We start from the raw sequence: 24,980 nt of genomic DNA on the forward strand, positions 1-24,980 counted from the left end.
AGGGCCCGCGCGGCGCGGGCCCCGAGAGGGGGGACTGTGGGGTCAGTCGGCGAAGTCGGCGAAGTCGGCGCCGAAGTTCGGCGTGCCCGTCGTCGAGACGCCCGCGGAACTCGCAGTGATGACCCGGTTCACGGATGTGGCGATCTTCGTGCCGCACGCGGCCGCGCTCAGTGGCCGGTGTTGCTTGTGCATGCGGGGCTCTCCTGCACCATGCGGACGCCTGGCAGGCGTCCGCAGTCGTTGGGGGGCCGCACCGTCCGCGCTCGCCAGGGGTTGGCCTGAACTTTGCGGTCGGTCGGCGAAAAGGAGACCCACGGAGGGGCGGGAGGGTTGTACGGGGCTTCGAGAATCTTTCTGCGACTGACGAGGGCGGTTGTGACTGACGGGACTGGCGGGCCTACCTGCCGAGCACCCCTCCGTACCCGTCGGCCCCCGGCAGCTCCAGCTTCGCCGGCGTCAGCGACACGGCCGGAAGGAGCGGGTCGTCGCCCGCGGACGGCCGGTACCAGACGCCACCGGGGCCTGCCGCGGTGGAGCCGCTTCCGGACACGGTCTCGCCGGGCGCGCCGATCACCTCGTCCCCGTACCGCGCACCGTCGTACGACGCCGACGTCACCGCCGCGCCGAAGAGGTCGCCCCTCTCCGCCCTGCCCGCGACGCCGGAGCTGTTCTGCGTGAAGGACGGGCCGGTGAGCATGCCGTCGGAGCTCGCCCGGAGTTCCCAGTACGCGCCCGCCCTGGCCGCCGACCCCACCGCCTCGTGGCTCGCGCCCGCGAGGAGCCCGTCGCGGCCGTTGCCGTCGAGGTCGGCCACCGCGAGGGCGGCGCCGAAGTTGTCCTCGGACTCCGCGGTGCCGCCCACGCCGGGGGAGGACTGCGCGGTGCAGGTGCGCCGGCCGCCCAGCGTGCTGCCCGGCTCGCCGTACACCACCGCGATCGCGCCGCCGAGGACGTCCTCGCAGTACGTGCCGCCGGTCTCCGGGTCGGAGTGGACCTGGCCGATCGCGAGGTCCGCCCGGCCGTCGCCGTCGAAGTCACCGGCCGCCAGGGCCGTACCGAAGTCCCCGGAGAACCACAGCGTCTTCCAACCGCCGGAGGCCAGCGTGCGGACGCGTGTGCCGGAGCTCTCCAGGCCCTGGTACGTCACCGCCAGGTCGTCCGTGCCGTCGCCGTCGAGGTCGGCGCTGGTCAGGGCACGGGCGTCACCGAAGTCGTAGCCCTCGACCAGGGCCAGGGGCGCGTCCGTGGTGAGCGGGCCCGTGCGCAGGAGGGTGGAGTCGCCCTCCTCGCCCTCGACGCTGAGCACCAGGTCCTGGTCGCCGTCGTCGTCGTAGTCCCCGGCGGTGAGCAGCCGGCCGAGCTGCTGTTCCTCCTGGCCCTTGGCGACCGTGAGCCCCGACTTCAGGCCCTTCGCCGAGCCCCACAGGACGTAGGCGGCGCCCTCGTGGGTGGTCGAGGTGTCGGTGACCCGCTCGCCGGGGGCCGAGACCGCGAGGTCCGCGAACCCGTCGTCGTCGAAGTCAGCGGCCTGCACCGCGTACCCGAACCGGTCGGCCGCCTCGGCCGTGCCGGGTATGCCCGCCGACGCCTGGCTGACCTTGGTGGCGGAGCCGCCGAGCCCGTCCGCCGATCCCCACAGGATGTGGACGAACCCGGCCTTCGCCCTGCCGTCGGCGGTGCCGCCGGGGACGCCGACCGCGAGGTCCGCGTAGCCGTCGCCGTTGAAGTCGCTGCGGACACCGGGGGCGGCGCCCGCCGAGGGGGCGGCGACGGTCACGTACAGGGTGATGGCCGTGGCCACGCCGAGAACGGCGACGGGCACGGCTCTTCGTACGGGGACCCTGAGCGGGCTGCGCTTGTGCTGTGGCACGAGTGGGGCTCCAACTCGGTTACGGGTAGGGGCGGTGAGAAGGGCCTGCGGGGTGGTCGGTCAGCGGAGGACGGTGCCGAACCGCCGGCCCGCGCCCCCGAGGCCGAAGTCCGAGCCGTTGAACGAGGTCGCGGCGGACGTGGTCAGTCCGGAGGTGGTCCCGCGCAGGACCCACACCGCTCCCGCGTCCGCCGTCGTGCCAATGTCCTCGCTGTTCGCGCCGATGGCAAGGTCTGCCCGGCCGTTCTTGTTGATGTCCTTGAAGCGGAGCGAGAAGCCGAAACCGTCGTCGGCCTCCGCCGCGCCTGGCACACCGGACGTGGCCTGGTGCCAGGCGCGCCCCGTCCCCAGAACGCCCCCGCCGGCCCGCAGCACGGCCACGCTGCCGGTCCCGGCGACACCGTCGACGGTCTCGCCGGCACGCCGACCGCCACGCCCTGCGCCGACGCCCCGGTCCTTCATGGTCCGCGGCGGCGCGCCCCTGCCCGCCGGGGTGCGGAAGCCGGTGGACGGACTGGAGGAGAAGCACCGGGGCCCGGACTCGGACTGAGCGTCATCCGGCGTTCAGGAAGTCCCGGGTGGAGAAGGTCAGGCGCGGTTTCGTGGCCACCGGGCCGCGCTTCAGGCCCGGGTACACGGCGATGGTGTCCTTCGTCTCGCCGCGGTACGTCCGTACGACCAGGTCGGCGCGCCGGTCCCCGGTGAAGTCGGCGACGGCGAGGACGCGTGTGGTGCCCCTGGCGGGCGGCTCGACCGTGGTGAGGGCGGAGGCCGACAGACCGGCCGTGCGGCCCTGGAAGACCCGCAACCGTGTACCGCTGGAGACCAGTTCGCTGAGCCCGTCGCCGTCGAGGTCGCCCGCGTCGAGCACCGTGCCGGGGACGGCGAGCGTGGCGCGTGACGTCCCCGGCACGTCGTAGCGCAGGGCGGTGCCGCCCTGGGAGCCGATCGCGGCGTCCAGGGCCGCCTCGCCGTTGCCGAAGCGGCCGAAGGCCACGTCGGCGCCCTCCGGCAGGTCGAAGCCCGTGCGGGTGGGCCCGGCCGGGCCGCCGTACACGACGCTGGACGGTGAGGCGTCGCCGTCCTCGCGGACGAGGAGGTCGTCGTAGCCGTCACGGTTGACGTCGACGGCGGGGGCGGTGGGCGCGCTGCCCGGGGAGGCGAGCGGGCCCGCGGCCGCGCGCGGGGCGCCCTTGCGGGTGAAGGGGCCCCGGAGGTAGGTGAGCCGGCCGCCCGAGGCGTGCAGGACGAGGTCCTCGGCGCCGTCGCCGTCGAAGTCGCCGCAGACGGGCTGGTCGGGCCAGTCGTTGCCGACGCGGGCGCCGGCGGGGACGGTGAGCTTGACCGCCTTGCCCGCCAGGCCTTCCGGGGAGCCGAAGAGGATCTGGAGCGGGACGGGCGGCTGCCCCTGGCCGTCGTAGGGAGGGTCGGTGGAGACGACGAGGTCGGTGAAGCCGTCCTTGTCGAGGTCGCAGCTCTCCTCGGCGTCGAAGACGGACGGCACCTGCCCCTTGGTGGCGGCTCCCTGCTTGGCCGGTTCGATCAACTGCCGTGCGCCGGGCGCCAGTCCGGTGGCCGTCCCGTAGATGATCCCGATGCCCGCGTCGTCGGCATGGCTCTCCTTCTTGACGAGGTCGTTCAGCACCAGGTCGCGGCGGCCGTCACCGTTGAAGTCGCGGTCGAGCTCGCTGCCCTGGCCCTCGGGGACGGGGACCAGGGCCGGGACGTCCGCGGCCTTCACGGGCTTGTGCTCGGTGGCCCCGGCGCCGTTGGTGGTGCCGCAGGCCGCGAGCAGCAGCACGCTGCCGATGGCCGCCGTACACAGTCCGGCTCGTCCACCACTTCGCACGTGCACCATCCACCTCGGCAGTCTCATGGACAACTACTCAGTAATGATGCACATGTTCGACACGTGATGGCACCCCGGTGTGTGTCACGTGAGGGCGGCGGCTCTCGTGGTCAGTTGGCCGCGTTGGCGCCGAACTGGGGGTAGCCCGCGGTGTCCACGCCGATGCCGCCCGGGTAGAGCACCTTGGCCCCGGTGGTGATGATCTTCGTGCCGGAGGAGGGGAGGTAGGTCACGGCGCCGTTCCCGTCGTTCTCCCAGGGCGTGGAGACGACCAGGTCGGCCTTGCCGTCGCCGTTGACGTCGTCCAGCTTGAGCTCGCCGCCGAAGCCGTCGCCGTTGTCGTTCTGGTTGGGAACGTACGGCGTGTTCTGGGTGAAGTACTGGACGCGGTCGGTGGTGCTCAGCCCGCCGCCCTCCTCGCTGCCGTACAGGACCGTGACCGCTCCTGCGTCGGTGGTGCCGTCCAGGTCCTCCCCGGGGGTTCCGATGGCCAGGTCGAACACGCCGTCGCCGTCGATGTCACCGAGCGACAGCTCCGCTCCGAAGGCGTCGTCGGTCTCGGAGGAACCGGGGATGTTCCCGGACTCCTGGTGGATCTCCTCGGTGGCGATGGGGCCGTCCACCGAGCCGTACGTGACGAAGACCTGCCCGCCCTTGTGGGCCTCCGGGATCGCCTGGCCGTCCTCCACGGCGTTCCACTCGACGCCCGTCACGATGTCGCCGTAGTTGTCACCGTTCACATCGCCGATGTCCGTGATGATGCCGGGCTTCAGCCTCTGGCCGGCCGCGACGCTCAGGCCGGAGGAGGTGCCGGGCACGAAGTAGTTGGTGTTCCAGCCGGCCGTCTCGTTGCTGTCGAAACCGTCGACGACCAGGTCGGTCTTCTTGTCGCCGTTGACGTCGCCCGCGGTCAGGTTCAGCGGGCCTGCGGTGCCGCCGGACTGGATCGGGGGCTTGACGGTGTAGCGGCCGCTCGCCGTTCCGGAGGTGCTGATGCCGCCCTTGAAGACATGGATGGTGCTCGACGTGGAGCCGACCGCCAGGTCGTCCTTGCCGTCACCGTTGTAGTCGCCCGCGGCCAGCGTGCGGCCCCACTTGTCGTGGGAGGACGGCGCGGGGTCGTTGAGGGTGGCACCGGTCTTGAGACCGGAGGCCGATCCCCACAGGACGGCGACCGTGCCGCCGTCCGTGTCGCCGGACACGTCCTCCTTGTAGGCGCCGACCACCAGGTCGTCGTACCCGTCGTTGTTGAAGTCGCCGTAGGCGCTGCTCCAGCCGAAGCCGTCGTTGGTCTCCGCGGTGCCAGGGACGCCCGTGCTGTCCTGGCTGAGTGTCTGGCGGTGCGTGGTGGCGGAGATGCCCGAGGCCGTGCCGTACAGGACGACGATCTGGCCCGCGCCGGCCCTGCGGTTGACCGTCGAGGAACCGGCGGACTCGGCGATGTCGCCGTACCCGTCGCCGTTGAAGTCGGCGTGCGCCTTGGTCGTCGGGTCGGCGGCGAGTGCCGTCGGGGCGGCGACGGCGAGCAGGCCGCCCGTGAGGGCGGCCGCGGCGGCTGCCGCGAGAGCGGTGCGGAGGTGGTGCGGCATGCGGTGTCTCCTGCGGCATGCGGGGATGCGGGGCGCATCGTCGTTCGATGGGGTGCCGGTGAAGGAGGGTTCACCAGGTTTTGTCCCGTGCTTCATCTCCCGGTCGGCACAGGAGAGACAGGTGAAAGGGGGTGATGGTTGTACGGGAGGGGCGAGAAACTCCAGGCGGGGAAACCCGCACGTCACAGGGAGCGGGACACCCCGGCAACGGCAGGCGACCGGCCGTCGTCGTTGCGGTAGCCCGGCGCCCTGATCAGCAGGCCGGGGTGGCCGTCGCCTCCACCCCTTCATGCCGCTGCGGGGAGATGGCGTGTTCCGTCATGCGTGCGTACGCGTCATGAGCCGTACCGCGCGTCATGAGGCCGTACCGCGCGTCAACAGGCCGTACCGCGCGTCACGAGCCCGTACCGCGCAGGTCCGCCGGCACCGCCCACCACTGGTCCGGGCGGTCCACCACCGGAGCGTCCGGACCGGTTTCCAGGAACCGGCCCAGGCGCAGAAGGTACGCCGCGATGCCCGCCGCTCCCTGCATCCACGACGTGCCCGGCGGCAGGACCGGTGGGTCCTCGCGGTGTTCCAGGAAGCGCCAGCGGGCGCCCGCCTCGTCCGTGATGGCCCGCTCCACCAGTGCGTCACCCATCGTGCGTGCGGCCCGCACGAGGGTTTCCGCCCTCGCTGTCGCCCCGCAGTCCTGGGCCGCGTCCAGGAGTACGTCTCCCACGCCCGCCGTTCCGCAGCAGCGGCCGTCGTTGTCCCAGAAGCCGGGGCGCAGGCGTTCCGGGACCCCCGAGGTGAGGATCGAGGTCAGACAGCGGTGCCTCAGCTCGCCGACGTCGAGGCCCGCCACCTCGGTCACGCCGGCGTGCGCCAGCGCCGCGAACAGGTGCGAGGTGCCCGCCGGACCGTGACACCAGGTGTAGGTCACCGGTTCCACCTCGCGTTTCGAGGGCGGGATGGTGTGCGGGACGATGAAGCCGCCGTCCTCCAGCGAGCCCACCGACAGGACGTGCCGGGCTCCCCGCACCGCCGCCTCGACGAAGTCCTCCCGGTGCAGCGCCGTACCCGCGACCGCCAGCGCCGCGGCCACACCGGCGGTGCCGTGCGAGTAGTTCGGCGCCCTCCACGGTGTGCCGGGTGCTATTCCCCAGTCCAGGCCCGCCTCCGTCCGGTCGGCCACCCGCAGCAGGGCCTCACCGCCCGTCGTCGCGATCGACTCCGCGAACTCGCCGCCCGCCCAGACCGCCGTCAGCACCACGCCGGCGGCGCCCATGATGATGTCGTTGAGGGGTGCGTCGGAGTCCGGCTCGAAGGCGACGGTGGTTCTCCAGCCTTCGGGCGTCGCCAGGTCGGCCAGCCGCCGCAGCGCGATCGATTCGCTGCCCGGGTCCAGCAGCTTCAGCGCCGTGGCGTCGCCCGCCAGGCCCTCGTACAGGGAGGGTTCCGTTCTGCTTCGCGCCTGTGCCGACAGCCTGGTGACGATGCGCGCCGCCAGCTGCCGCTCGGTGTCGCTCAGTTCCCGGTACTGCCGGATCTCCGCCAGCACCGGGGCGAGGCCCGCGATTCCCGCGTACAGCGAGTCGCGGTCCTCCGCCGGTACCGCGCCCTCGCCGCCCTCGGCCACCACCTCCGGCAGCCACGGGCCCCGGTCTTCGCGCACCTGGCCCAGCACCCATGTCCAGGCGGCCTCGCCCAGCTCCCGGTACGCGTCACTCGTCACCATCCGGCACACGCTACAACTCGGCCGTCGCTTCGCGGACCGGTTGCCTGCCCGGTCGGGCAGGAACGCCGACGCCCCCTGTCCGCGGAGGACAGGGGGCGTCGGCAACCGCCAGGGGCGGGCTACTTCACGGGCGCGGGCTCCGGCTCGCTCTCGCTCTCGGCCGAGCCCGCCGGGGGCTCGTCGTCGTCCTCCGGGGCCGGGGTCTTGACGGAGTCGAGCAGCAGCTGGGCGACGTCGACGACCTGGATGGACTCCTTGGCCTTGCCGTCGTTCTTCTTGCCGTTGACGGAGTCGGTCAGCATGACGAGGCAGAAGGGGCAGGCGGTCGAGACGATGTCGGGGTTCAACGACAGGGCCTCGTCGACGCGCTCGTTGTTGATGCGCTTGCCGATCCGCTCCTCCATCCACATCCGCGCGCCACCGGCACCGCAGCAGAAGCCGCGCTCCTTGTGGCGGTGCATCTCCTCGTTGCGCAGGCCCGGGACCTTGCCGATGATCTCGCGCGGAGGCGTGTAGATCTTGTTGTGGCGGCCCAGGTAGCACGGGTCGTGGTAGGTGATGATGCCCTCGACCGGCGTGACGGGGATCAGCTTGCCCTCGTCCACCAGGTGCTGGAGCAGCTGGGTGTGGTGGATGACCTCGTAGTCGCCGCCGAGCTGCGGGTACTCGTTGCCGAGGGTGTTCAGGCAGTGCGGGCAGGTGGCGACGATCTTCTTCGCCGACTTCGGCTTCTTCGTCGACTCATCCTCGTCGTCCTCGCCGAACGCCATGTTCAGCGCGGCGACGTTCTCCATGCCGAGCTCCTGGAACAGCGGCTCGTTGCCCAGCCGTCGTGCCGAGTCACCGGTGCACTTCTCGTCGCCGCCCATGATCGCGAACTTCACGCCCGCGATGTGCAGCAGCTCGGCGAAGGCCTTCGTCGTCTTCTTGGCCCGGTCCTCCAGGGCGCCCGCACAGCCGACCCAGTACAGGTAGTCGACCTCGGTGAGGTCCTCGATGTCCTTGCCCACGACCGGGACCTCGAAGTCGACCTCCTTGGTCCACTCGAGGCGCTGCTTCTTGGCCAGGCCCCAGGGGTTGCCCTTCTTCTCCAGGTTCTTCAGCATCGTGCCCGCCTCGGACGGGAACGCGCTCTCGATCATCACCTGGTAGCGGCGCATGTCGACGATGTGGTCGACGTGCTCGATGTCGACCGGGCACTGCTCGACGCAGGCGCCGCAGGTGGTGCAGGACCACAGCACGTCCGGGTCGATGACGCCGTTCTCCTCGACGGTCCCGATCAGGGGCCGCTCGGCCTCGGCGAGCGCCGCGGCGGGCACGGAGGCCAGCTGCTCCTCGCTCGCCTTCTCCTCGCCCTCCATGGTCTTGCCGCCGCCGGCGAGGAGGTACGGGGCCTTGGCGTGCGCGTGGTCCCGGAGGGACATGATCAGCAGCTTCGGCGAGAGCGGCTTGCCGGTGTTCCAGGCCGGGCACTGCGACTGGCAGCGTCCGCACTCCGTACACGTCGAGAAGTCCAGCAGGCCCTTCCAGGAGAACTGCTCGACCTGGGAGACGCCGAAGACGTCGTCCTCGCCGGGGTCGGTGAAGTCGATCGGCTTGCCGCCGGACGTCATCGGCTGGAGGGCGCCGAGGGCGGTCTCACCGGTCGCGTTCCGCTTGAACCAGATGTTCGGGAAGGCGAGGAAGCGGTGCCAGGCGACACCCATGTTGGTGTTGAGCGAGACCACGATCATCCAGACGAACGAGGTCCCGATCTTGATCATCGCGACGAAGTAGACCAGGTTCTGCAGCGTGCTGACACCCAGGCCCTTGAAGGCCAGGACCAGCGGGTACGAGGCGAAGTACGCGGCCTCGTAGTGCTCCACGTGGTGGAGGGCGCCCTCCAGTCCGCGCAGGACGTAGATGGCGAGGCCGATGGTGAGGATGACGTACTCGACGAAGTACGCCTGGCCCGCCTTGGAGCCCGCGAAGCGGGACTTGCGCCCGGCGCGGGAGGGCAGGCTCAGCAGGCGGATCACGATGAGCGCGGCGATGCCGAGGACCGTCATCACGCCGATGAACTCGATGTAGAGCTCGAACGGCAGGAACCCGCCGATGACCGGCAGCGTCCAGTCGGCCTGGAAGAGCTGGCCGAACGCCTGCGCCAGGGTCGGCGGCAGGGTGAGGAAGCCGACGGCCACGAACCAGTGGGCGAAGCCGACGATGCCCCAGCGGTTCATCCGCGTGTGGCCGAGGAACTCCTTGACCAGCGTCACACTGCGCGCGTACGGGTTGTCGGTACGGCTGCCGGCCGGGACCGGCTGGCCGAGTGTGAAGTACCGGACGAACTGACCGATGGCGCGTGCGAGCAGCGCAACGCCGACCACGGTCAGCACCAGCGACACGATGATCGCGGCGAGTTGCATTTGGGGGCTCCTCGGGCCTGCGAGGGGATCTTCGAGGCGGACGCGTCGTGAACCTCGGAGATCATTACTAAGCGGTAACTTATGCAGTCCGTCTGAGACTACCCACTTCTAGTGCCGCACTGTAGCCAGCGGGGCGGTGATCTGCGTCGCTGAGGGTTGCCTGAGTCCGGGTGGTGTCCTTCACCCCCTCGGACGGGGCCCTCTCGATGCCGCGGCCGCGCCATCACCCGTTCGGACCCTCGTCCGCCCCCTGCGATCAGACGTTTGCCCGTAGCGTTCCCGCAGGTCACCGCAGCCCTGCGCGTAAGGAATGGATAAGAGTTGAGCCGACCAGACTCAGCTCTGTTGACCGCCCGGCAGGCGTCATGCACACTTGAGTCCGTTCCACTCAAGTCATTGCTGGAGGAATCGAAATGGCACGTGCGGTCGGCATCGACCTGGGCACGACTAACTCCGTCGTCAGCGTTCTGGAGGGCGGCGAGCCCACCGTCATCACCAACGCCGAGGGCGCCAGGACCACGCCGTCCGTCGTCGCCTTCGCCAAGAACGGTGAGGTGCTCGTCGGCGAGGTCGCCAAGCGCCAGGCGGTCACGAACGTGGACCGGACCATCCGCTCGGTCAAGCGTCACATGGGCACCGACTGGAAGATCGAGCTCGACGGGAAGCCCTTCAACCCGCAGCAGATCTCCGCGTTCATCCTGCAGAAGCTGAAGCGGGACGCCGAGTCGTACCTGGGTGAGAAGGTCACCGACGCGGTGATCACCGTCCCGGCGTACTTCAACGACTCCGAGCGGCAGGCCACCAAGGAGGCCGGTGAGATCGCGGGACTCAATGTTCTGCGTATCGTCAACGAGCCTACCGCCGCCGCCCTGGCGTACGGCCTCGACAAGGACGACCAGACGATCCTCGTCTTCGACCTCGGTGGCGGCACCTTCGACGTGTCGCTCCTGGAGATCGGTGACGGCGTCGTCGAGGTGAAGGCCACCAACGGTGACAACCACCTCGGTGGTGACGACTGGGACCAGCGCGTCGTCGACTACCTGGTCCAGCAGTTCAAGTCCGGTCACGGCGTGGACCTCGCCAAGGACAAGATGGCTCTGCAGCGTCTGCGCGAGGCTGCCGAGAAGGCCAAGATCGAGCTGTCCAGCTCCACCGAGACCTCGATCAACCTGCCCTACATCACCGCCTCCGCCGAGGGCCCCCTGCACCTCGACGAGAAGCTCACCCGCGCCCAGTTCCAGCAGCTCACCGCTGACCTGCTGGAGCGCTGCAAGACCCCGTTCCACAACGTCATCAAGGACGCCGGCATCCAGCTGAGCGAGATCGACCACGTCGTTCTCGTCGGTGGCTCCACCCGTATGCCCGCCGTCGCCGAGCTCGTCAAGGAGCTGACCGGCGGCAAGGAGGCCAACAAGGGTGTGAACCCGGACGAGGTCGTCGCCATCGGCGCCTCGCTCCAGGCCGGTGTGCTCAAGGGCGAGGTCAAGGACGTCCTGCTCCTCGACGTGACCCCGCTGTCCCTCGGTATCGAGACCAAGGGCGGCATCATGACCAAGCTCATCGAGCGGAACACGACGATCCCGACCAAGCGCTCGGAGATCTTCACCACCGCCGAGGACAACCAGCCCTCCGTGCAGATCCAGGTCTACCAGGGCGAGCGCGAGATCGCGGCGTACAACAAGAAGCTCGGGATGTTCGAGCTGACCGGTCTGCCGCCGGCCCCGCGCGGCGTGCCGCAGATCGAGGTCTCCTTCGACATCGACGCCAACGGCATCATGCACGTGACCGCGAAGGACCTCGGCACGGGCAAGGAGCAGAAGATGACCGTCACCGGCGGCTCCTCGCTGCCGAAGGACGAGGTCGACCGCATGCGCCAGGAGGCCGAGCAGTACGCGGAGGAGGACCACCGCCGCCGCGAGGCCGCCGAGACCCGCAACCAGGGCGAGCAGCTCGTCTACCAGACGGAGAAGTTCCTCAAGGACAACGAGGACAAGGTCCCCGGCGACGTCAAGACCGAGGTCGAGGCCGCCGTCGAGGAGCTGAAGACCTCGCTCAAGGGCGAGGACACCGCCGAGATCCGCACGGCCACCGAGAAGGTCGCCGCCGTCTCGCAGAAGCTGGGCCAGGCCCTGTATGCCGACGCCCAGGCCGCGCAGGCCGCGGGCGGCGACGCCCCGGGTGCCGACGCCGGTGCCAAGGCGGCTGACGACGACGTCGTCGACGCCGAGATCGTCGACGAGGACCGGAAGGACGGTGCCGCGTGACGGAGGAGACCCCGGGCTTCGACGAGCAGCAGCCGCAGGCCGCGTCGCCGCAGCAGCCCGACGTCCCCTCCGGCGCGACCCCCGACGACGCCGAGTCGAAGGCCGCCCCCCAGGAAGGGGCGGCCCCGACCGGGGACGCAGGCGCACAGGCGGCCCTGACAGCCCAGCTCGACCAGGTCCGTACCGCGCTCGGCGAGCGCACCGCGGACCTCCAGCGGCTGCAGGCCGAGTACCAGAACTACCGTCGCCGCGTCGAGCGCGACCGGATCACGGTCAAGGAGATCGCCATCGCGAACCTCCTGACCGAGCTCCTGCCCGTGCTCGACGACATCGGCCGCGCGCGGGACCACGGCGAACTCGTCGGCGGATTCAAGTCCGTCGCCGAGTCGCTGGAGACCGTCGCGGCGAAGATGGGGCTGCAGCAGTTCGGCAAGGAGGGCGAGCCCTTCGACCCGACGATCCACGAAGCCCTGATGCACAGTTACGCGCCGGACGTCACCGAGACGACGTGCGTGGCGATTCTGCAGCCCGGGTATCGCTTCGGCGAGCGCACCATCCGCCCCGCGCGGGTGGCCGTGGCCGAACCGCAGCCCGGTGCCCAGACCGTCAAGTCCGACGAGGCGGAGACGACCTCCGCCGCCGACGACAAGGAGAGCGGTGGCCCGGACGAGGGCTGAGCTTGAACCGACGAGGAAGGAGGGGCGTCGAGGATGAGCACCAAGGACTTCATCGAGAAGGACTACTACAAGGTCCTCGGCGTCCCCAAGGACGCCACCGAGGCCGAGATCAAGAAGGCGTACCGGAAGCTCGCCCGCGAGTACCACCCGGACGCCAACAAGGGCAACGCCAAGGCGGAGGAGCGTTTCAAGGAGATCTCCGAGGCGAACGACGTCCTCGGTGACCCCAAGAAGCGCAAGGAGTACGACGACGCGCGCGCCCTCTTCGGCAACGGCGGCTTCCGCCCGGGCCCGGGCGCGGGCGGCGGCTCGTTCAACTTCGACCTGGGCGACCTCTTCGGAGGCGGCGCCCAGGGCGGACAGGGAGCGGGCGGCTTCGGCGGCGGACTCGGTGACGTCTTCGGGGGGCTGTTCAACCGCGGCGGCGCGGGTACGGGCACGCGGACGCAGCCCAGGCGCGGCCAGGACATCGACACCGAGGTCACCCTCAGCTTCATGGAGGCGGTGGACGGCGCGACCGTCCCGCTGCGCATGACCTCGCAGTCGCCCTGCAAGGCCTGCTCAGGCACCGGCGACAAGAACGGCACACCGCGAGTGTGCCCGACCTGCGTGGGCACCGGCCAGGTGGCGCGGGGCTCCGGCGGCGGCTTCTCGCTCACGGACCCCTGCCCGGACTGCAAGGGGCGCGGCCTCATCGCCGAGCACCCCTGCATGGAGTGCCAGGGCAGCGGCCGGGCGAAGTCGTCCCGGACGATGCAGGTGCGCATCCCGGCCGGTGTCACGGACGGCCAGCGCATCCGGCTGCGCGGCAAGGGCGCGCCCGGCGAGCGGGGCGGCCCGGCCGGCGACCTGTACGTCACGGTGCACGTCGACGCTCACCCGGTGTTCGGCCGCAAGGGCGACAACCTGACGGTGACGGTGCCGGTGACGTATCCCGAGGCGGCGCTGGGCGGCGAGATCCGCGTCCCCACGCTGGGCGGACCTCCGGTCACCCTGAAACTGCCTCCGGGCACGCCCAACGGGCGTACCATGCGCGCCCGGGGCAAGGGCGCGGTCCGCAAGGACGGCACCCGCGGGGACCTGCTGGTCACCGTCGAGGTGAGTGTCCCGAAGGACGTATCGGGGAAGGCTCGTGACGCACTTGAGGCGTATCGCGAGGCGACCGCGGGCGAGGACCCGCGGGCGGAGCTGTTCCAGGCCGCGAAGGGAGCATGAGAGTGATGGACGGCCGTCGACGGAATCCGTATGAACTGACCGAGGAGACCCCGGTCTACGTCATCTCGGTGGCGGCCCAGCTCTCCGGCCTGCACCCGCAGACCCTGCGCCAGTACGACCGCCTGGGCCTGGTCTCGCCCGACCGCACGGCCGGCCGCGGCCGGCGCTACTCGGCCCGCGACATCGAGCTGCTCCGCCAGGTGCAGCAGCTGTCGCAGGACGAGGGCATCAACCTCGCCGGCATCAAGCGCATCATCGAACTGGAGAACCAGGTCGCCGCGCTCCAGGCACGTGTCGCGGAGCTGCAGACGGCCCTGGACGGCGCGGCGGCGACCATGCGTCAGCGCGAGGCCGCGGTGCACGCCTCGTACCGCCGCGACCTGGTCCCGTACCAGGAGGTCCAGCAGACGAGCGCGCTGGTGGTGTGGAGGCCGAAGAGGCAGCAGTCCTCGGACTGAGGTCTCGCCGACCGACATGAAAGGGGCCCGGAGCATCCTCCGGGCCCCTTTCACATGCGCTCCTTCTCCTACGGGTGCGGTGTCACCGAGACCTCCGCGGACAGGGGTCCCTCCAGGCCCTGCACGTCGACCGTGGCGACGGCGTAGTAGTACGTCGTGCCGTTGGCCAGGCCGAGGTCGGTGTACTCGAGGTCACGGACGAGGGGGCTCACCACGGAGTTGTCCTTGGTGACACCGGGGCTCGTCGAGCGGTACACGCGGTAACCGAGGATGTCGGCCTGGCCCGGGCCGGTCGGTGGGGTCAGCCAGGTCAGCCGGGCGTAACTGTTCCCGGCGAACACCTCGTCCACCTGGGGCGGGTACGGCGGCGGTGCCTCGCTCACCGACGGCAGGACCGAGGACGAGGGGGCCGAGCGGACACCGTTCGGGGACTTGGCGACCAGCGCGTAGTAGTAGTCCTTCTCGTCGTCGGCCACCGGAGTCTCCAGCCGCTTCCCCGAGACCGTGCCGAAGGAGTTCGCCGGGTCGGTCGTGTCCACGGGAGTGGTGCGGGAGCGGTAGACGGTGTACTCGGCGACCGGGACCTCCCCGCCCTGGTTCCACTCCAGCATGAGCCGGTCGTCCACGACGCCGGCGAAACTCCACGTCGGGGCCCTCGGCGCGCTGCTCGGGCCTACCGGCCTCGTCGCGGTGGTCATGACCCGCCGGGACTCGTTCCCGGCCGCGTCCACGGCCGTCACGTAGTACCGGTACGGGAGACCCGCCTCGCCGGTCGTGTCCCGGTACGTCAGGGTGGACGTCTCGCCCAGCCTGACCAGCTCGTCGTACTGCGACTCGGCCCGGTGGACGACGTACTTCGTCGCGTCCGACCCGCCGCTCTGCCAGGTCAGCGTCACCCCGCCCTCGTCCTGCGAGGCGACCGTGAGGTTCTGCGGCGGGAGCGGCGCGACGGTGTCCCGGGTCGCCCACACGACCGCCGAGTACGCCGACGCGTTCCCGGCCGAGTCCAGTGCCCGCACCTTGTACGCGAACGGCACGTCGGCCGCCGCCGTCGCGTCGGTGTACGAGGGAGAGGTGACCGTCCCGATGCGCTCGTACGTGCCGCCGGCGTCCGCCGCGCGGTACACCTCGTACGAGGCCGCTCCGGGAGTGGCCTGCCACGAGAGGGAGTTGGCAGCCTTGGTGGAGGTCGCCGTGAGGCCCTGCGGGGCGCCGGGCGCCGTCGTGTCGACGGTGGTGACGGGCTGGTCGGCGGTGCCGGTGGACTCGTTGCCGGCCTTGTCGTAGGCGCGGACCTCGTAGTAGTACGTCTCGCCGGTCCTGGGCAGGGTGGCGTCGGTGTACGAGGTGCCGGTCGTCGTGGCGAGGGGACTGCTCCCGAAGGAGGTGCCCTTCAGACGCCGGTAGACCCGGTACCCGGCGAGGTCCATCTCCTTGTTCCTGGACCAGGTCACCTTCGCCTGGCCGCTCCCTGCGTCGTACGTGACCGCGGTTCCCGTGGGGACCAGCGGCTTGACGTTGTCGACGTCGGGGGAGGTGCGGGGCTGGTAGTCGAACTTGACGTTCGCGGCGCCGGTCCAGTTGACGAAGTCGACGCGGAGGGTGTGTCTGCCGGAGGGGATGGTGATGTGGGGGGTCTTCTTCTGGGTGGTGGAGACGTTGTCCCAGATGCTGACCTTGCGCTCACCGTCCAGGTACACGCGTATGCCGTCGCGGACCTCGATGGGCAGGGCGAAGGGCCCGCCGGAGCCGAAGTCGCGGGTGACGGTCCAGCGGACACCGAAGTTGTTCGAGGGGAGGCCGGAGGCCGGCGCCCCCGTACCCCAGTTCTGGTCGATCGCGCTGTCGCAGTCGGTCTTCGCCGGCGTACCGGAGAAGGTGGTGTTCCCGAAGAACTCCCGCTTGTAGACGGGGGACGTGCAACTCACGGCGGCTGATGCCGGAGCGGCGACGGCGAGCAGGGTGCTCGCGGTGGCGAGTAAGACTGCGCCGGCGACGGTGCCGGTCGTGGCTTTGGCCGAATCCATGGGCTCCTCGGTCCTGATCGTCTGTCAGCCCAGGGTAGGGCCGGCGCCGACGATCACGACCGGCGAGGAAGGTGTCTGGTTGTGTTACTCGGGGTAGGTGGGGCGGCCCTGTGGAGGCAGTAGTTGCCTTCGGGGCCCCGATCCGCCATCCACCACCAGTTCGAGTGAACCGACGGCGTTTTCGCAGGTGAGGCCGAACGGCCGCCGACCGTAGCGGCGTTGCTTGTGCCGTGAGCACGCCCAGCCCACACTTGACGAGGAGGTGCCGCCATGACCGCTCTTGCGCACGAGGGGCCCAGGACCATGCCTGAGATCAGGACCGAATCAGTGTCGCCGGCCGAGAACGGCCCCGAACTGGACGAGGCCCTGTGGCAGGCATGGAAGACCATGGAAGTCCCCGATGGCTACCGCGCTGAGATCATCGAGGGGTTCATCGAGGTGTCGCCCACCGGTCGCTTTGCACATGCCCAGATCGTCAACCGCCTCCGGGACGCTTTGGCGATCTTCCTGAAGGACAGCGATCACAGCGCCTGGAATGGCACGAACGTGATCCACACACGGAGTGCATGGATTCCGGACGGGCTCGTGGCTCCTCGGGACACGGAGCTGATCGAGGAGGAAGACGGCCTCGGGATCAAGGCTTCCGCAGTCTCGATGGTCGTCGAGGTCGTCTCCCCCGGCAAGCGCAACCAGGACCGCGACCGTGTCCGCAAGCGCCGCGAGTACGCCCGCGCCGACATCCCGGTCTACGTGATCATCGACGACTACGACGGCCAGGGAGCCGTCACCCTCTTCACCGGACCTCGCCCTGACGCTGCCGACTGGGGGGACATCCACCGCGCCCCCTACGGCACCGAAGTCGTCATCCCCGAAGGCCCCGCCAAGGGCTTCGTCATCAACGAGGCGATCACGGGACCTCTCAGGGCCGAGAAGTAGCCGAGAAGCAGCCGAAGCCGCGGCCGGGCTGAACCGTCCGGCCCTGAAATGTGTCTCCACAGGCGTTACCAGTACGCCGCACACCCCGGGAGGCACCCATGGCCATGGTCGGACTGTTCTGGATCACGGAGACGTCCGTGCACATCGGGGCCGAGCCCGACGGGTGCGGGCGGAGTGTGCGGCTGACCCCCGACGGGGTGGAGGCGCTCGGCACCGATCAGGAGGGCAGGTGGGCGTGGTCCGACGTGCGGTCCGTCACCGTGCACTGCGCGCCGGTGCGTTCCGGGTCGCGGTGGGTGGTGGGCGCTGTGGTGAACACGGTGCTGGACGTCGCGGCGGGCGGCGGTGACATGCCGCCCGCCTTCGAGGTCCACGTCGAGGACGAGGACGGAACCACCGAGCTGGACACCTACAGCGCCGCCATGCACGGGTACACCGAGACCGAGTACGACCTGTCGGTCACCCTGCTCCAGCGGTTGGTGACGGGCATCGCGAACGTGTCGGCGCTGCTGGAGTGGGGCCGCGCGCACGCCGCCGAGGGCACGCCCGGGCGGGAGGAGCGGGAGGCGCTCCTGCGCCGCTGGATGGAGGCCTGAGACGAGTCCGGACAACACCGGCCCACCCGGATGAAACGCCTGGCTCCGCTTGTGAAGTGGACAGGGATACCCCTCGGGTGGCCCTCGAAGTGGCAAACTTAACTTCTTCCCGCGTCACACAGCCTTTACTCTCTTCACACCGAGAACACAGAGCGCTGTTGTCATCTCGTTAAGTGGTCACTCCTTGACGCTGAGATGAACACCGCGTTGGCTTTCAGCCATCTGGTGCGCAATGCTGCGTCCACGCCCGGAAGGCACGTGATGTGAACACTCGTAACACCCGTACTCGAATAGGTCGTATCGCCCCGCGTCGCACGGTCGTCGCCGTGGCCGCGTGCGCCGCGGCCCTCTCGCTGGCCTCCTGCGGCGTCGTGGGCGGCGCCGGCGACGAGAGCCAGGCGAGCCCCACGAAGGGTGACGACATCACGGTGGGACTGCTCCTGCCGGAGAAGGAGAACGCGCGTTACGAGCAGTTCGACTACCCCATCATCAAGCGCAGGGTCGCGGAGCTGACCAGCAACAAGGGGACGGTCCAGTACGCCAACGCCGAGGGGAGCGCGAAGGCGCAGAACCGCCAGCTCGCTCAGATGGTGGCGGAGAAGGTCGACATCCTGATCGTGGACGCCGTCGACTCCAAGGCCATCGCGAGCGGCGTCAAGAGCGCCAAGGACGCGGGAATCCCCGTCATCGCGTACGACCGGCTGGCGCAGGGGCCGATCGACGCGTACATCTCGTTCGACAACGAGCTCGTGGGCCAGGTGCAGGGCCGCGCCCTCGTCGGCAAACTGGGCGACTCCGTCGCCAACAAGATCGTCATGATGAACGGCGCGACCACGGACCCGAACGCCGCACAGTTCAAGGCCGGCGCCATGTCCGAACTCCAGGACGCGGTGACGATCGCCGCGGAGTACGACACCAAGGACTGGGACCCGAAGAACGCCAAGGCCAACATGGAGAAGGCGATCCGGTCCGTCGGCCTCGACAACATCGCCGGTGTCTACGCGGCCAACGACGGCATCGCGGGCGCCGTCATCGACGCGCTGAAGACCGCCGGTGTCTCCAAGGTGCCGCCCGTCACCGGGCAGGACGCCGAACTCGCCGCGGTGCAGCGGATCGTCTCCGGCGACCAGTACATGAGCGTGTACAAGTCGTACCCGCAGGAGGCGAACGCCGTCGCCGAGATGGCCGTCGCCAGGGTCCAGGGCCGCTCGATCGAGTTCGACGCCCTCACCCGCGACAGTGTCGACTCCCCGACCACCGAGAACGTGCCCTCCCAGCTGGTCCCCGTGGTCGACCTGACCAGGGAGAACATCGAGGACACGGTCGTCAAGGACGGCGCCTACACCATCAAGCAGATCTGCACGGCCAAGTACCGGGCGGACTGCCAGGAGATCGGGCTGCTGAAGTAGCGGGGTGGGGAGGCGGGTGGGTTTTCGCCCCCGCCGCCCCACCCCGCCCCATCCCCGGGGGGCTGCGCCCCTTCGACCCCCGCTGTCGGCCTTCGGCCTCGTCCTCAGACGCCGGACGGGCTGAAGATCAGCCCCTTGGGGGCACCTCCCAGCGGTAGCTGGGGGAGTTCGAGGAGCGGGGGTCCGGGGGCCGGTTCCCGAACGGGGTCCGGGGCGGAGCCCCGGCGGGGTCGAAGGGGCGGAGCCCCTGGGGGATGGGACGGGTAGGGGCGGCGGGAGCGCCCCCCCGCCTCACGCCACCCGCGTGAACTCCACCGTCACCTCCGGCGGCCCGCCCGGCACGCCCCGGTAGACACCCTTGTGCGGGGTCACGTCGTCGTAGTCCCGGCCCCGGCCCACCACGACGTGGGACTCGTCGGCGCGAGTCCGGTTCGTGGGGTCGTAGCCCGTCCAGTCGCCCGCCCAGTACTCGACCCAGGCGTGGCTCTGGCCGGCGACGGGACGGTGGAGCTCCGCCTCGCGCTCGGGGTGGAGGTAGCCGGACACGTAGCGGGCGGGCAGGCCGAGGCCCCGCAGCAGGCCCAGGGTGAGGTGGGCGATGTCCTGGCACACACCCGCGCCCAGCTCCCACGCCTCGGTCGCGCTGGTGGTGACGCCGGTGGAGCCGGGGACGTAGGAGACACGGTCGGCGACCAGGGACGAGACTGCGGCGGCGGTCTCGTGCGGGTCCAGTCCGGCCGTCGTCTCGCGCGCCTGTTCGACCAGGGTGTCCGTGACCGCCGTGCGGCCCGTCGCGCCGGCGTACTCCAGCAGACGGGTGCCCTCCGTCGCCCTCGCCACGTCCTGCCAGGTGGGCGCCTGCGGCAGCGGTTCCGGCAGGGACGTCTCCACCAGGCTCGACGCCGTGATCGTCAGATCGGCGTGGGGTTCCATCAGGTCGAAGCCGGTGACCTGGGTGCCCCAGTAGTCCCAGTAGGACCAGGTGGGGGTCGAGGGGTTCACCAGGACCCGGGCGTCCAGGGTCGTCTGACCGGGCAGGGTCAGCGGTGTCATACGGACCTCGTTGTGCGAGGAGGACGCCGGCTGGGCGTACGCGACGCGGGTGACGTGACGGATGCGCAGGCGGCGGGTGGCCCGCGGCGCCCCCTTCGTGCTCGCGGGGGTCATCGTCGCGCTCCTTCCTGGGCCCACTCGACGGGCCCCTGGTACGGGAAGAACTTCTCCGCCACCGCGTCGGCGGACGCCATGCAGGCACCCTGAAGATCCCGCAGCAGAGCGGGCAGCCCGCCCTCCAGGGACCGTGAGTCGAGGTACTCCAGATGGGTGCGCATCGCTCCGATCGGGCGCCGTGCCGGGTCCTGGCGGGGGCGCCCCAGGGCCGCCAGGCACTCCTCGGCCGTGGTCAGCGCGTGCAGCGCCGAGCGCGGGAAGTCCCGGTCGAGCAGCAGGAACTCGGCCACCTTCGGGCTGTCGCCGAAGCCGCCGTACACGCGCGCGTACGCCTCGTCCGCCCCGCTCGCGCTCAGCAGCGTCGGCCAGTCGGGCGCGTGCGCCGCGTCCAGCACGCGCACCGACAGCAGCCGTACGGTCATGTCGACGCGCTCCAGGCTCCGGCCCAGCACGACGAAGCGCCAGCTGTCGTCCCGGCTCATCGTGGAGTCGGCCAGCCCGAAGAACAGGGCAGCCCGCCTGCGGACCAGCTCCAGATAGGCGTACGGGCCCGTCCGGCGTGACGCCCTGCGCTGGTCGGCGAGGGCGTGCCAGGTGGAGTTCAGGCACTCCCACATCTCGGACGAGACGGCCTCGCGGGCGCTGCGGGCGTTCAGCCGGGCGGCACCCAGCGCACCCTCGATCGAGCCCGTCGAACGGGCGTCGAAGGCCAGCTGGTCCAGCACCTGCTGCATGTCGCAGGGGCCGGACCCCGCGTCGACGCCGAGGATCGCGTACAGCGACCGGCAGGCCGCGTCCTCGTCGCGCCACGGGTCTTCGAGGAGCCGGTGAAGGTACGCGTCGAGGATGCGCCCGGTGGCGTCGGCGCGCTCGACGTACCGTCCCGTCCAGGTCAGCGCTTCGGCGATGCGGGAGAGGATCACGTCGTTCACTGCTGCTGTGCCCCTTCCTGTACGACGGAACGGGTGCCGTCGGGCCCGAGCTGGCGCGGGGCCTTCTCCGGCAGCGGACCGCCCACGGCGGGAAACTGCTGCTCGGCGGGCCCCTCGGCCAGCACCCAGGTGTCCTTCGACCCGCCGCCCTGACTGGAGTTGACGATGAGGTTGCCCTCCTGCAGGGCGACGCGTGTCAGGCCGCCGGGCAGCACCCACACCTCGCTCCCGTCGTTGACGGCGAACGGACGCAGGTCGATGTGGCGCGGCGCCATGCGCTCACCGGCGAGGGTGGGGGAGGTGGAGAGGGCCACCGGCCGCTGCGCGATCCACCCGCGCGGATCGGCGGCGACGGCCGCGCGCGTACGCTCCAGCGTCTCCCGGTCCGCCTTGGGCCCGATGACGATGCCCTGCCCGCCGGCCCCGTCGACGGGCTTGATGACGAGCTGGTCGATCTGGTCGAGCACGGCCTCCAACTGCCCGGGTTCTTCCGGCCGGTAGGACTCGACATTCGGAAGAATCGGTTCCTCACCGAGGTAGTACCGGATCAGATCGGGTACGTACGTGTAGAGCAGCTTGTCGTCGGCGATTCCGTTTCCGACGGCGTTGGCGAGGGTCACGTTCCCGGCCATGGCCGCACTCATGATCCCCGGGCAGCCGATCACGGAGTCCGGCCGGAAGTGCAGCGGATCGAGGAAGTCGTCGTCCAGCCGCCGGTATACGACGTGGACGGGCATCTCGCCGCGCGTCGTACGCATCCACACGCGGTTCCCGCGGCACACCAGGTCATGCCCCTCGACCAGCTGCACGCCCATCAGCCGGGCCAGCAGGGCGTGTTCGAAGTAGGCGGCGTTGCTGGGCCCGGGAGTGAGGACCACGACCCTGGGGTCCCCGATCCCCTCGGGCGCGGACGCCCGCAGCGCGGCCAGCAGTTTCTGCGCGTACCCGTCCACCGGCAGCACGTGCTGCTCGGCGAAGAGCGAGGGGAAGATACGGGTCATCGCGCGCCGGTTCTCGATGACGTACGAAACGCCGGACGGCACCCGGACGTTGTCCTCCAGCACCCGGAAGTCCCCGGCCTCGTCCCGCACCAGATCGATCCCGGCGACGTGGATGCGCACGCCGCCCGGCGGCTCGACGCCGTGCGCGGGTCTGTGGAAGTGGGGGGAGTTGAGGAGCAGCCGCCACGGCACGACTCCGTCCTCGAACGCCCGGCCGGGCCCGTAGGCGTCGCCGAGATACGCCTCCAGAGCCCTGACCCGTTGCGCCACGCCGCGCCGTATGAGATCCCACTCCAGCGCGTCGAGGATGCGCGGCACCAGGTCCAGCGGCCAGGGCCGCTCCTCGCCCGCGAAGGCGTACGTCACGCCCCGGTCCGTGAAGGCCCGGGCCATCTGGTCGGCCTTGAACCTCAGTTCACCCGGCTCGATGGGCTCAAGCGCCGCCAGCACCGGCTCATAGGCGGTCCTGACCTCACCCGGCCGCTCAAACATCTCGTCCCACGCGTCGGCCAACGCGTACGCGTCAAAAATGTCCGCCATGGGCTGACGGTAGGTGGGGTACGTAACAGACTGATCACCGATTGATTTCGGCCAGTTGACGGGGGTGATCGTGGGGCGGGGCCGGCTGCCGGGGCGCGGCCTTGCTGGGGAGCAATGATAGGTACGTCTATAATAGCCTCACTCCTTACTGACCCGCGCCAGCAGGACAACCCCGCACACCCCGCGGGAGCCGCGATGACCCGCCACGCCCGGAGGCCAGGCCCCGTGATGCACAAACCCGAGACCATGTTCGACCGCGACTTCGAGTGGGCGGAACTCGTGCGGTACGCGGGGTACCAAGGGCCCGAAGCCACCTTGGGAGTGGTGTCCGGGCGGCGGCGGCAGGGCAAGACCTTCCTGCTGGACGGGGTGTGCCGGGCGACCGGCGGGTTCTTCTTCGCGGCCAGTGAGGCCACCGAAGCCGAATCGCTACGGCAGTTCGGCGCGGCGATGGCCCGCTTCGAAGGGCGGCGGACGCCCTACCGGTTCGCGCACTGGGACGAGGCCGTCGAGGCGATGATGCGGCTCGCGACGCCCGACACGGGTCCAGTGACCGTCGTACTCGACGAGTTCCCGTTCCTGGTCAAGGCCTCGCCCGAGCTGCCGTCCCTGCTCCAGCGCGCACTCGGACCGCAGGGCCGCCGGGAGGGCGGGCCCGTCCGGCTGCTGCTGTGCGGATCGGCGCTGTCCTTCATGGGCAACCTGCTCTCCGGTACGGCGCCGCTGCGCGGCCGGGCGAGCCTGGAGCTGGTCGTGCCGACGCTCGACTACCGGGCTGCCGCCCGGTTCTGGGGCGTCGAGGACCCCCGCCTGGCTCTCGTACTCAACTCCGTGGTGGGCGGCACCCCCGCCTACGGTCGTGAGTTCGTGCTCGGTGACACCCCCGCCGACCTCGACGACTTCGGTCCCTGGATACTGCGCAACGTCCTCAACCCGGGTCGCCCCCTCTTCCGTGAGGCACGCTTCCTCCTCGCCGAGGAGCCGGACCTGCGCGACACCGCGCTCTACCACGGCGTCCTCGCAGCCATCGCCCAGGGCAACCACACCCGGGGCGGCATCGCGAGCTTCCTGGAACGCAAGTCCACCGACCTCGGCCACGCGCTGACCGTCCTGGAGGACACCGGCCTGATCACGCGTGATCCGGACGCCTTCCACGGCAAGCGTTCCGCCTACCGGATCGCCGAGCCCATCCTCACGTTCCACTACGCCGTCATGCGCCCGGAGTGGAGCGATCTGGAGCGGCCGGGACAGGCGACGGCCGTCTGGAAGCGGTCCCAGGCCACCTTCCGCAGCAAGGTGGTGGGCCCACACTTCGAGCAGATCTGCCGCACGTGGGCCCGCTGGTACGCCTCCGCCGACACCCTGGGCGGACAGCGAACCCGCGTCGAGTCCGGCACGGTCGCGGACCCTGTGGCCAGGACCAGCCACGAGGTCGACCTGGCGGTCTTCGGACGTGCGGACGACGGCCGGGAGGTCCTGTTGGCCATCGGCGAGGCCAAGTGGAACGAGACCATGGGCGCAGGTCACCTCGACCGGCTTCGCCGCATCCACGAGCTATTGCGCAAGCGCTCAGGCCCGGACGCCTCGGGTGCCCGCCTGCTGTGCTTAAGCGGCGCCGGCTTCACCGACGACCTCCGCGCTGTGGCTGCCGCCGATCCGTCTGTCGAGCTGATCGACCTCGACCGGTTGTACGGAGGCGAGTGAGCCGGAGCACCTGTGCCGCATGGCCGCACAGTCTCAGCGACACGCCGTGCCTGCGGCGTGTCGCTGGGACTCTCGCGCCACTCGCGGGGACGTAGGAAGGACTCGCCGACGATCCCGGAACCTCCACGAGGCGGCGAACGCGCTGCACTGGCGACGACCAGGTGGCACAACCTCGGGGAGGCCACCGAGCGGGCTGTCGCCCGCCACCGCCAGTGCCTTCGCGTCCTGGTCCCCAATTGCGAGGCGAAGGCGACGAACCGGCGCCGCCCGAGGAGAAGGCGGACTCTCCATGGCGGAGCGAGTGGTTCGCCAACCGCGTCCGAGCCAGGCACGCCACGGTCCACGCGCTGCTGGAAGCCGGCCACAGCAACGTGGCGTCCGCCCGGGTCTTGGAGAAGCTCGGCTTCGTCCGCGAAGGCACCCTCCGCGAGGACTGCGTCGTCAACGGTGACGTCTCCGACTCCTGGGTCTTCGGGCTTCTCCGCCGCGAGTGGCACCCGACAACCACGCCGACGGCCGGCCGCTAGTGTGCTGCGCCAGAAATCCTGAGGATTAGTTACTACCCTGTTGTCATGTCGCATCCCGGGCCTTCTGCTGTGGCGATCACGTTGTCCGAGG

General features: G+C 70.4%; 19 protein-coding genes and 1 pseudogene. 9 read left to right on the top strand and 11 right to left on the bottom strand.

Translation table 11 applies throughout. The features are described from left to right. Positions 1 to 42 precede the first annotated feature (42 nt). The 7 genes from ACZ49J_RS10240 to ACZ49J_RS10270 all read right to left on the bottom strand — a co-directional run bounded on the left by ACZ49J_RS10240 (position 43) and on the right by ACZ49J_RS10270 (position 9,433). Positions 43 to 192 carry a hypothetical protein gene (locus ACZ49J_RS10240; protein ID WP_467447150.1) on the bottom strand — a complete coding sequence of 50 codons (150 nt, stop codon included), beginning with the start codon at positions 190 to 192 and terminating at the stop codon, positions 43 to 45. Positions 193 to 397: 205 nt separating this feature from the next. Beyond that, positions 398 to 1,870: an FG-GAP repeat protein gene (locus ACZ49J_RS10245; RefSeq protein ID WP_467447151.1), complete on the bottom strand. Its 1,473-nt coding sequence runs from the start codon at positions 1,868 to 1,870 to the stop codon at positions 398 to 400. Positions 1,871 to 1,930: 60 nt separating this feature from the next. Further along, complete coding sequence (locus ACZ49J_RS10250; RefSeq protein ID WP_467447152.1) at positions 1,931 to 2,332, bottom strand: hypothetical protein; 402 nt, start codon at positions 2,330 to 2,332, stop codon at positions 1,931 to 1,933. Between the two features lie 91 nt (positions 2,333 to 2,423). Next, entirely contained in the window at positions 2,424 to 3,746 is a 1,323-nt protein-coding gene (locus tag ACZ49J_RS10255; RefSeq protein ID WP_467447153.1) for an FG-GAP repeat domain-containing protein, read from the bottom strand. Between the two features lie 83 nt (positions 3,747 to 3,829). Further along, on the bottom strand, positions 3,830 to 5,308 hold the full coding sequence (locus ACZ49J_RS10260) for an FG-GAP and VCBS repeat-containing protein (protein ID WP_467447154.1): 1,479 nt from the start codon (positions 5,306 to 5,308) through the stop codon (positions 3,830 to 3,832). Between the two features lie 394 nt (positions 5,309 to 5,702). Further along, positions 5,703 to 7,028: a lanthionine synthetase LanC family protein gene (locus ACZ49J_RS10265; protein WP_467447156.1), complete on the bottom strand. Its 1,326-nt coding sequence runs from the start codon at positions 7,026 to 7,028 to the stop codon at positions 5,703 to 5,705. Between the two features lie 119 nt (positions 7,029 to 7,147). Next, complete coding sequence (locus ACZ49J_RS10270) at positions 7,148 to 9,433, bottom strand: (Fe-S)-binding protein (RefSeq protein WP_467447158.1); 2,286 nt, start codon at positions 9,431 to 9,433, stop codon at positions 7,148 to 7,150. A gap of 413 nt (positions 9,434 to 9,846) precedes the next feature. Between ACZ49J_RS10270 and dnaK the strand changes: the two genes are divergently transcribed. The 4 genes from dnaK to ACZ49J_RS10290 are packed head-to-tail and all read left to right on the top strand — an operon-like array spanning position 9,847 to position 14,047. Then, positions 9,847 to 11,697 carry a molecular chaperone DnaK gene (gene dnaK, locus ACZ49J_RS10275; RefSeq protein ID WP_467447160.1) on the top strand — a complete coding sequence of 617 codons (1,851 nt, stop codon included), beginning with the start codon at positions 9,847 to 9,849 and terminating at the stop codon, positions 11,695 to 11,697. Next, positions 11,694 to 12,374: a nucleotide exchange factor GrpE gene (grpE, locus tag ACZ49J_RS10280; protein WP_467447162.1), complete on the top strand. Its 681-nt coding sequence runs from the start codon at positions 11,694 to 11,696 to the stop codon at positions 12,372 to 12,374. Before dnaK ends, grpE begins: the two co-directional genes overlap by 4 nt. Before the next feature lie 33 nt (positions 12,375 to 12,407). Further along, positions 12,408 to 13,589: a molecular chaperone DnaJ gene (gene dnaJ, locus ACZ49J_RS10285; protein ID WP_467447163.1), complete on the top strand. Its 1,182-nt coding sequence runs from the start codon at positions 12,408 to 12,410 to the stop codon at positions 13,587 to 13,589. 5 nt (positions 13,590 to 13,594) lie between these two features. After that, a complete protein-coding gene (locus ACZ49J_RS10290) occupies positions 13,595 to 14,047 on the top strand; it encodes a heat shock protein transcriptional repressor HspR (RefSeq protein ID WP_467447165.1) in 453 nt (150 codons plus the stop codon). A gap of 68 nt (positions 14,048 to 14,115) precedes the next feature. On the opposite strand, the gene ACZ49J_RS10295 is transcribed toward ACZ49J_RS10290, so the two are convergent. Next, positions 14,116 to 16,074: a PA14 domain-containing protein gene (locus ACZ49J_RS10295; protein ID WP_467447166.1), complete on the bottom strand. Its 1,959-nt coding sequence runs from the start codon at positions 16,072 to 16,074 to the stop codon at positions 14,116 to 14,118. 270 nt (positions 16,075 to 16,344) lie between these two features. Between ACZ49J_RS10295 and ACZ49J_RS10300 the strand changes: the two genes are divergently transcribed. From ACZ49J_RS10300 to ACZ49J_RS10310, 3 genes are all read left to right on the top strand, one after another. After that, positions 16,345 to 17,010, top strand: a complete 666-nt coding sequence (locus tag ACZ49J_RS10300; RefSeq protein WP_467447168.1) for a Uma2 family endonuclease — start codon at positions 16,345 to 16,347, stop codon at positions 17,008 to 17,010. A 98-nt stretch (positions 17,011 to 17,108) separates the two neighbouring features. Beyond that, entirely contained in the window at positions 17,109 to 17,606 is a 498-nt protein-coding gene (locus tag ACZ49J_RS10305) for a hypothetical protein (RefSeq protein ID WP_467447169.1), read from the top strand. Positions 17,607 to 17,869: 263 nt separating this feature from the next. After that, positions 17,870 to 19,015, top strand: a complete 1,146-nt coding sequence (locus tag ACZ49J_RS10310) for a sugar ABC transporter substrate-binding protein (protein ID WP_467447171.1) — start codon at positions 17,870 to 17,872, stop codon at positions 19,013 to 19,015. A 291-nt stretch (positions 19,016 to 19,306) separates the two neighbouring features. Here the strand turns inward: ACZ49J_RS10310 and ACZ49J_RS10315 are convergent, their stop codons facing one another. Genes ACZ49J_RS10315 through ACZ49J_RS10325 form a run of 3 tightly spaced genes read right to left on the bottom strand, consistent with a single transcriptional unit; the run spans position 19,307 to position 22,658 of the window. Next, positions 19,307 to 20,182, bottom strand: coding sequence for a transglutaminase family protein (locus ACZ49J_RS10315; RefSeq protein WP_467447173.1), 876 nt, complete (start codon positions 20,180 to 20,182; stop codon positions 19,307 to 19,309). Further along, entirely contained in the window at positions 20,179 to 21,117 is a 939-nt protein-coding gene (locus tag ACZ49J_RS10320) for an alpha-E domain-containing protein (RefSeq protein ID WP_467447174.1), read from the bottom strand. The genes ACZ49J_RS10315 and ACZ49J_RS10320 overlap by 4 nt, the downstream gene beginning before the upstream one ends. Then, complete coding sequence (locus ACZ49J_RS10325) at positions 21,114 to 22,658, bottom strand: circularly permuted type 2 ATP-grasp protein (protein ID WP_467447175.1); 1,545 nt, start codon at positions 22,656 to 22,658, stop codon at positions 21,114 to 21,116. The genes ACZ49J_RS10320 and ACZ49J_RS10325 overlap by 4 nt, the downstream gene beginning before the upstream one ends. A gap of 228 nt (positions 22,659 to 22,886) precedes the next feature. Between ACZ49J_RS10325 and ACZ49J_RS10330 the strand changes: the two genes are divergently transcribed. Together ACZ49J_RS10330 and ACZ49J_RS10335 are read left to right on the top strand one after the other, a co-directional pair. After that, a complete protein-coding gene (locus tag ACZ49J_RS10330; RefSeq protein WP_467447220.1) occupies positions 22,887 to 24,362 on the top strand; it encodes an AAA family ATPase in 1,476 nt (491 codons plus the stop codon). Positions 24,363 to 24,730: 368 nt separating this feature from the next. Then, positions 24,731 to 24,889, top strand: a pseudogene (locus ACZ49J_RS10335) (GNAT family N-acetyltransferase); the annotation flags it as partial. Positions 24,890 to 24,980 lie beyond the last annotated feature (91 nt).

The sequence above is a fragment of the Streptomyces sp. NPDC030840 genome (assembly GCF_055572015.1).

Bases quoted from the DNA above. Each gene is read 5' to 3' on its own strand.
- ACZ49J_RS10240 (WP_467447150.1), bottom strand. From the start codon at position 192: ATGCACAAGCAACACCGGCCACTGAGCGCGGCCGCGTGCGGCACGAAG.
- ACZ49J_RS10250 (WP_467447152.1), bottom strand. From the start codon at position 2,332: ATGAAGGACCGGGGCGTCGGCGCAGGGCGTGGCGGTCGGCGTGCCGGC.
- ACZ49J_RS10255 (WP_467447153.1), bottom strand. From the start codon at position 3,746: ATGAGACTGCCGAGGTGGATGGTGCACGTGCGAAGTGGTGGACGAGCC.
- ACZ49J_RS10260 (WP_467447154.1), bottom strand. From the start codon at position 5,308: ATGCCGCACCACCTCCGCACCGCTCTCGCGGCAGCCGCCGCGGCCGCC.
- ACZ49J_RS10265 (WP_467447156.1), bottom strand. From the start codon at position 7,028: ATGGTGACGAGTGACGCGTACCGGGAGCTGGGCGAGGCCGCCTGGACA.
- ACZ49J_RS10270 (WP_467447158.1), bottom strand. From the start codon at position 9,433: ATGCAACTCGCCGCGATCATCGTGTCGCTGGTGCTGACCGTGGTCGGC.
- dnaK (WP_467447160.1), top strand. From the start codon at position 9,847: ATGGCACGTGCGGTCGGCATCGACCTGGGCACGACTAACTCCGTCGTC.
- dnaJ (WP_467447163.1), top strand. From the start codon at position 12,408: ATGAGCACCAAGGACTTCATCGAGAAGGACTACTACAAGGTCCTCGGC.
- ACZ49J_RS10290 (WP_467447165.1), top strand. From the start codon at position 13,595: ATGGACGGCCGTCGACGGAATCCGTATGAACTGACCGAGGAGACCCCG.
- ACZ49J_RS10295 (WP_467447166.1), bottom strand. From the start codon at position 16,074: ATGGATTCGGCCAAAGCCACGACCGGCACCGTCGCCGGCGCAGTCTTA.
- ACZ49J_RS10300 (WP_467447168.1), top strand. From the start codon at position 16,345: ATGACCGCTCTTGCGCACGAGGGGCCCAGGACCATGCCTGAGATCAGG.
- ACZ49J_RS10305 (WP_467447169.1), top strand. From the start codon at position 17,109: ATGGCCATGGTCGGACTGTTCTGGATCACGGAGACGTCCGTGCACATC.
- ACZ49J_RS10315 (WP_467447173.1), bottom strand. From the start codon at position 20,182: ATGACCCCCGCGAGCACGAAGGGGGCGCCGCGGGCCACCCGCCGCCTG.
- ACZ49J_RS10325 (WP_467447175.1), bottom strand. From the start codon at position 22,658: ATGGCGGACATTTTTGACGCGTACGCGTTGGCCGACGCGTGGGACGAG.
- ACZ49J_RS10330 (WP_467447220.1), top strand. From the start codon at position 22,887: ATGCACAAACCCGAGACCATGTTCGACCGCGACTTCGAGTGGGCGGAA.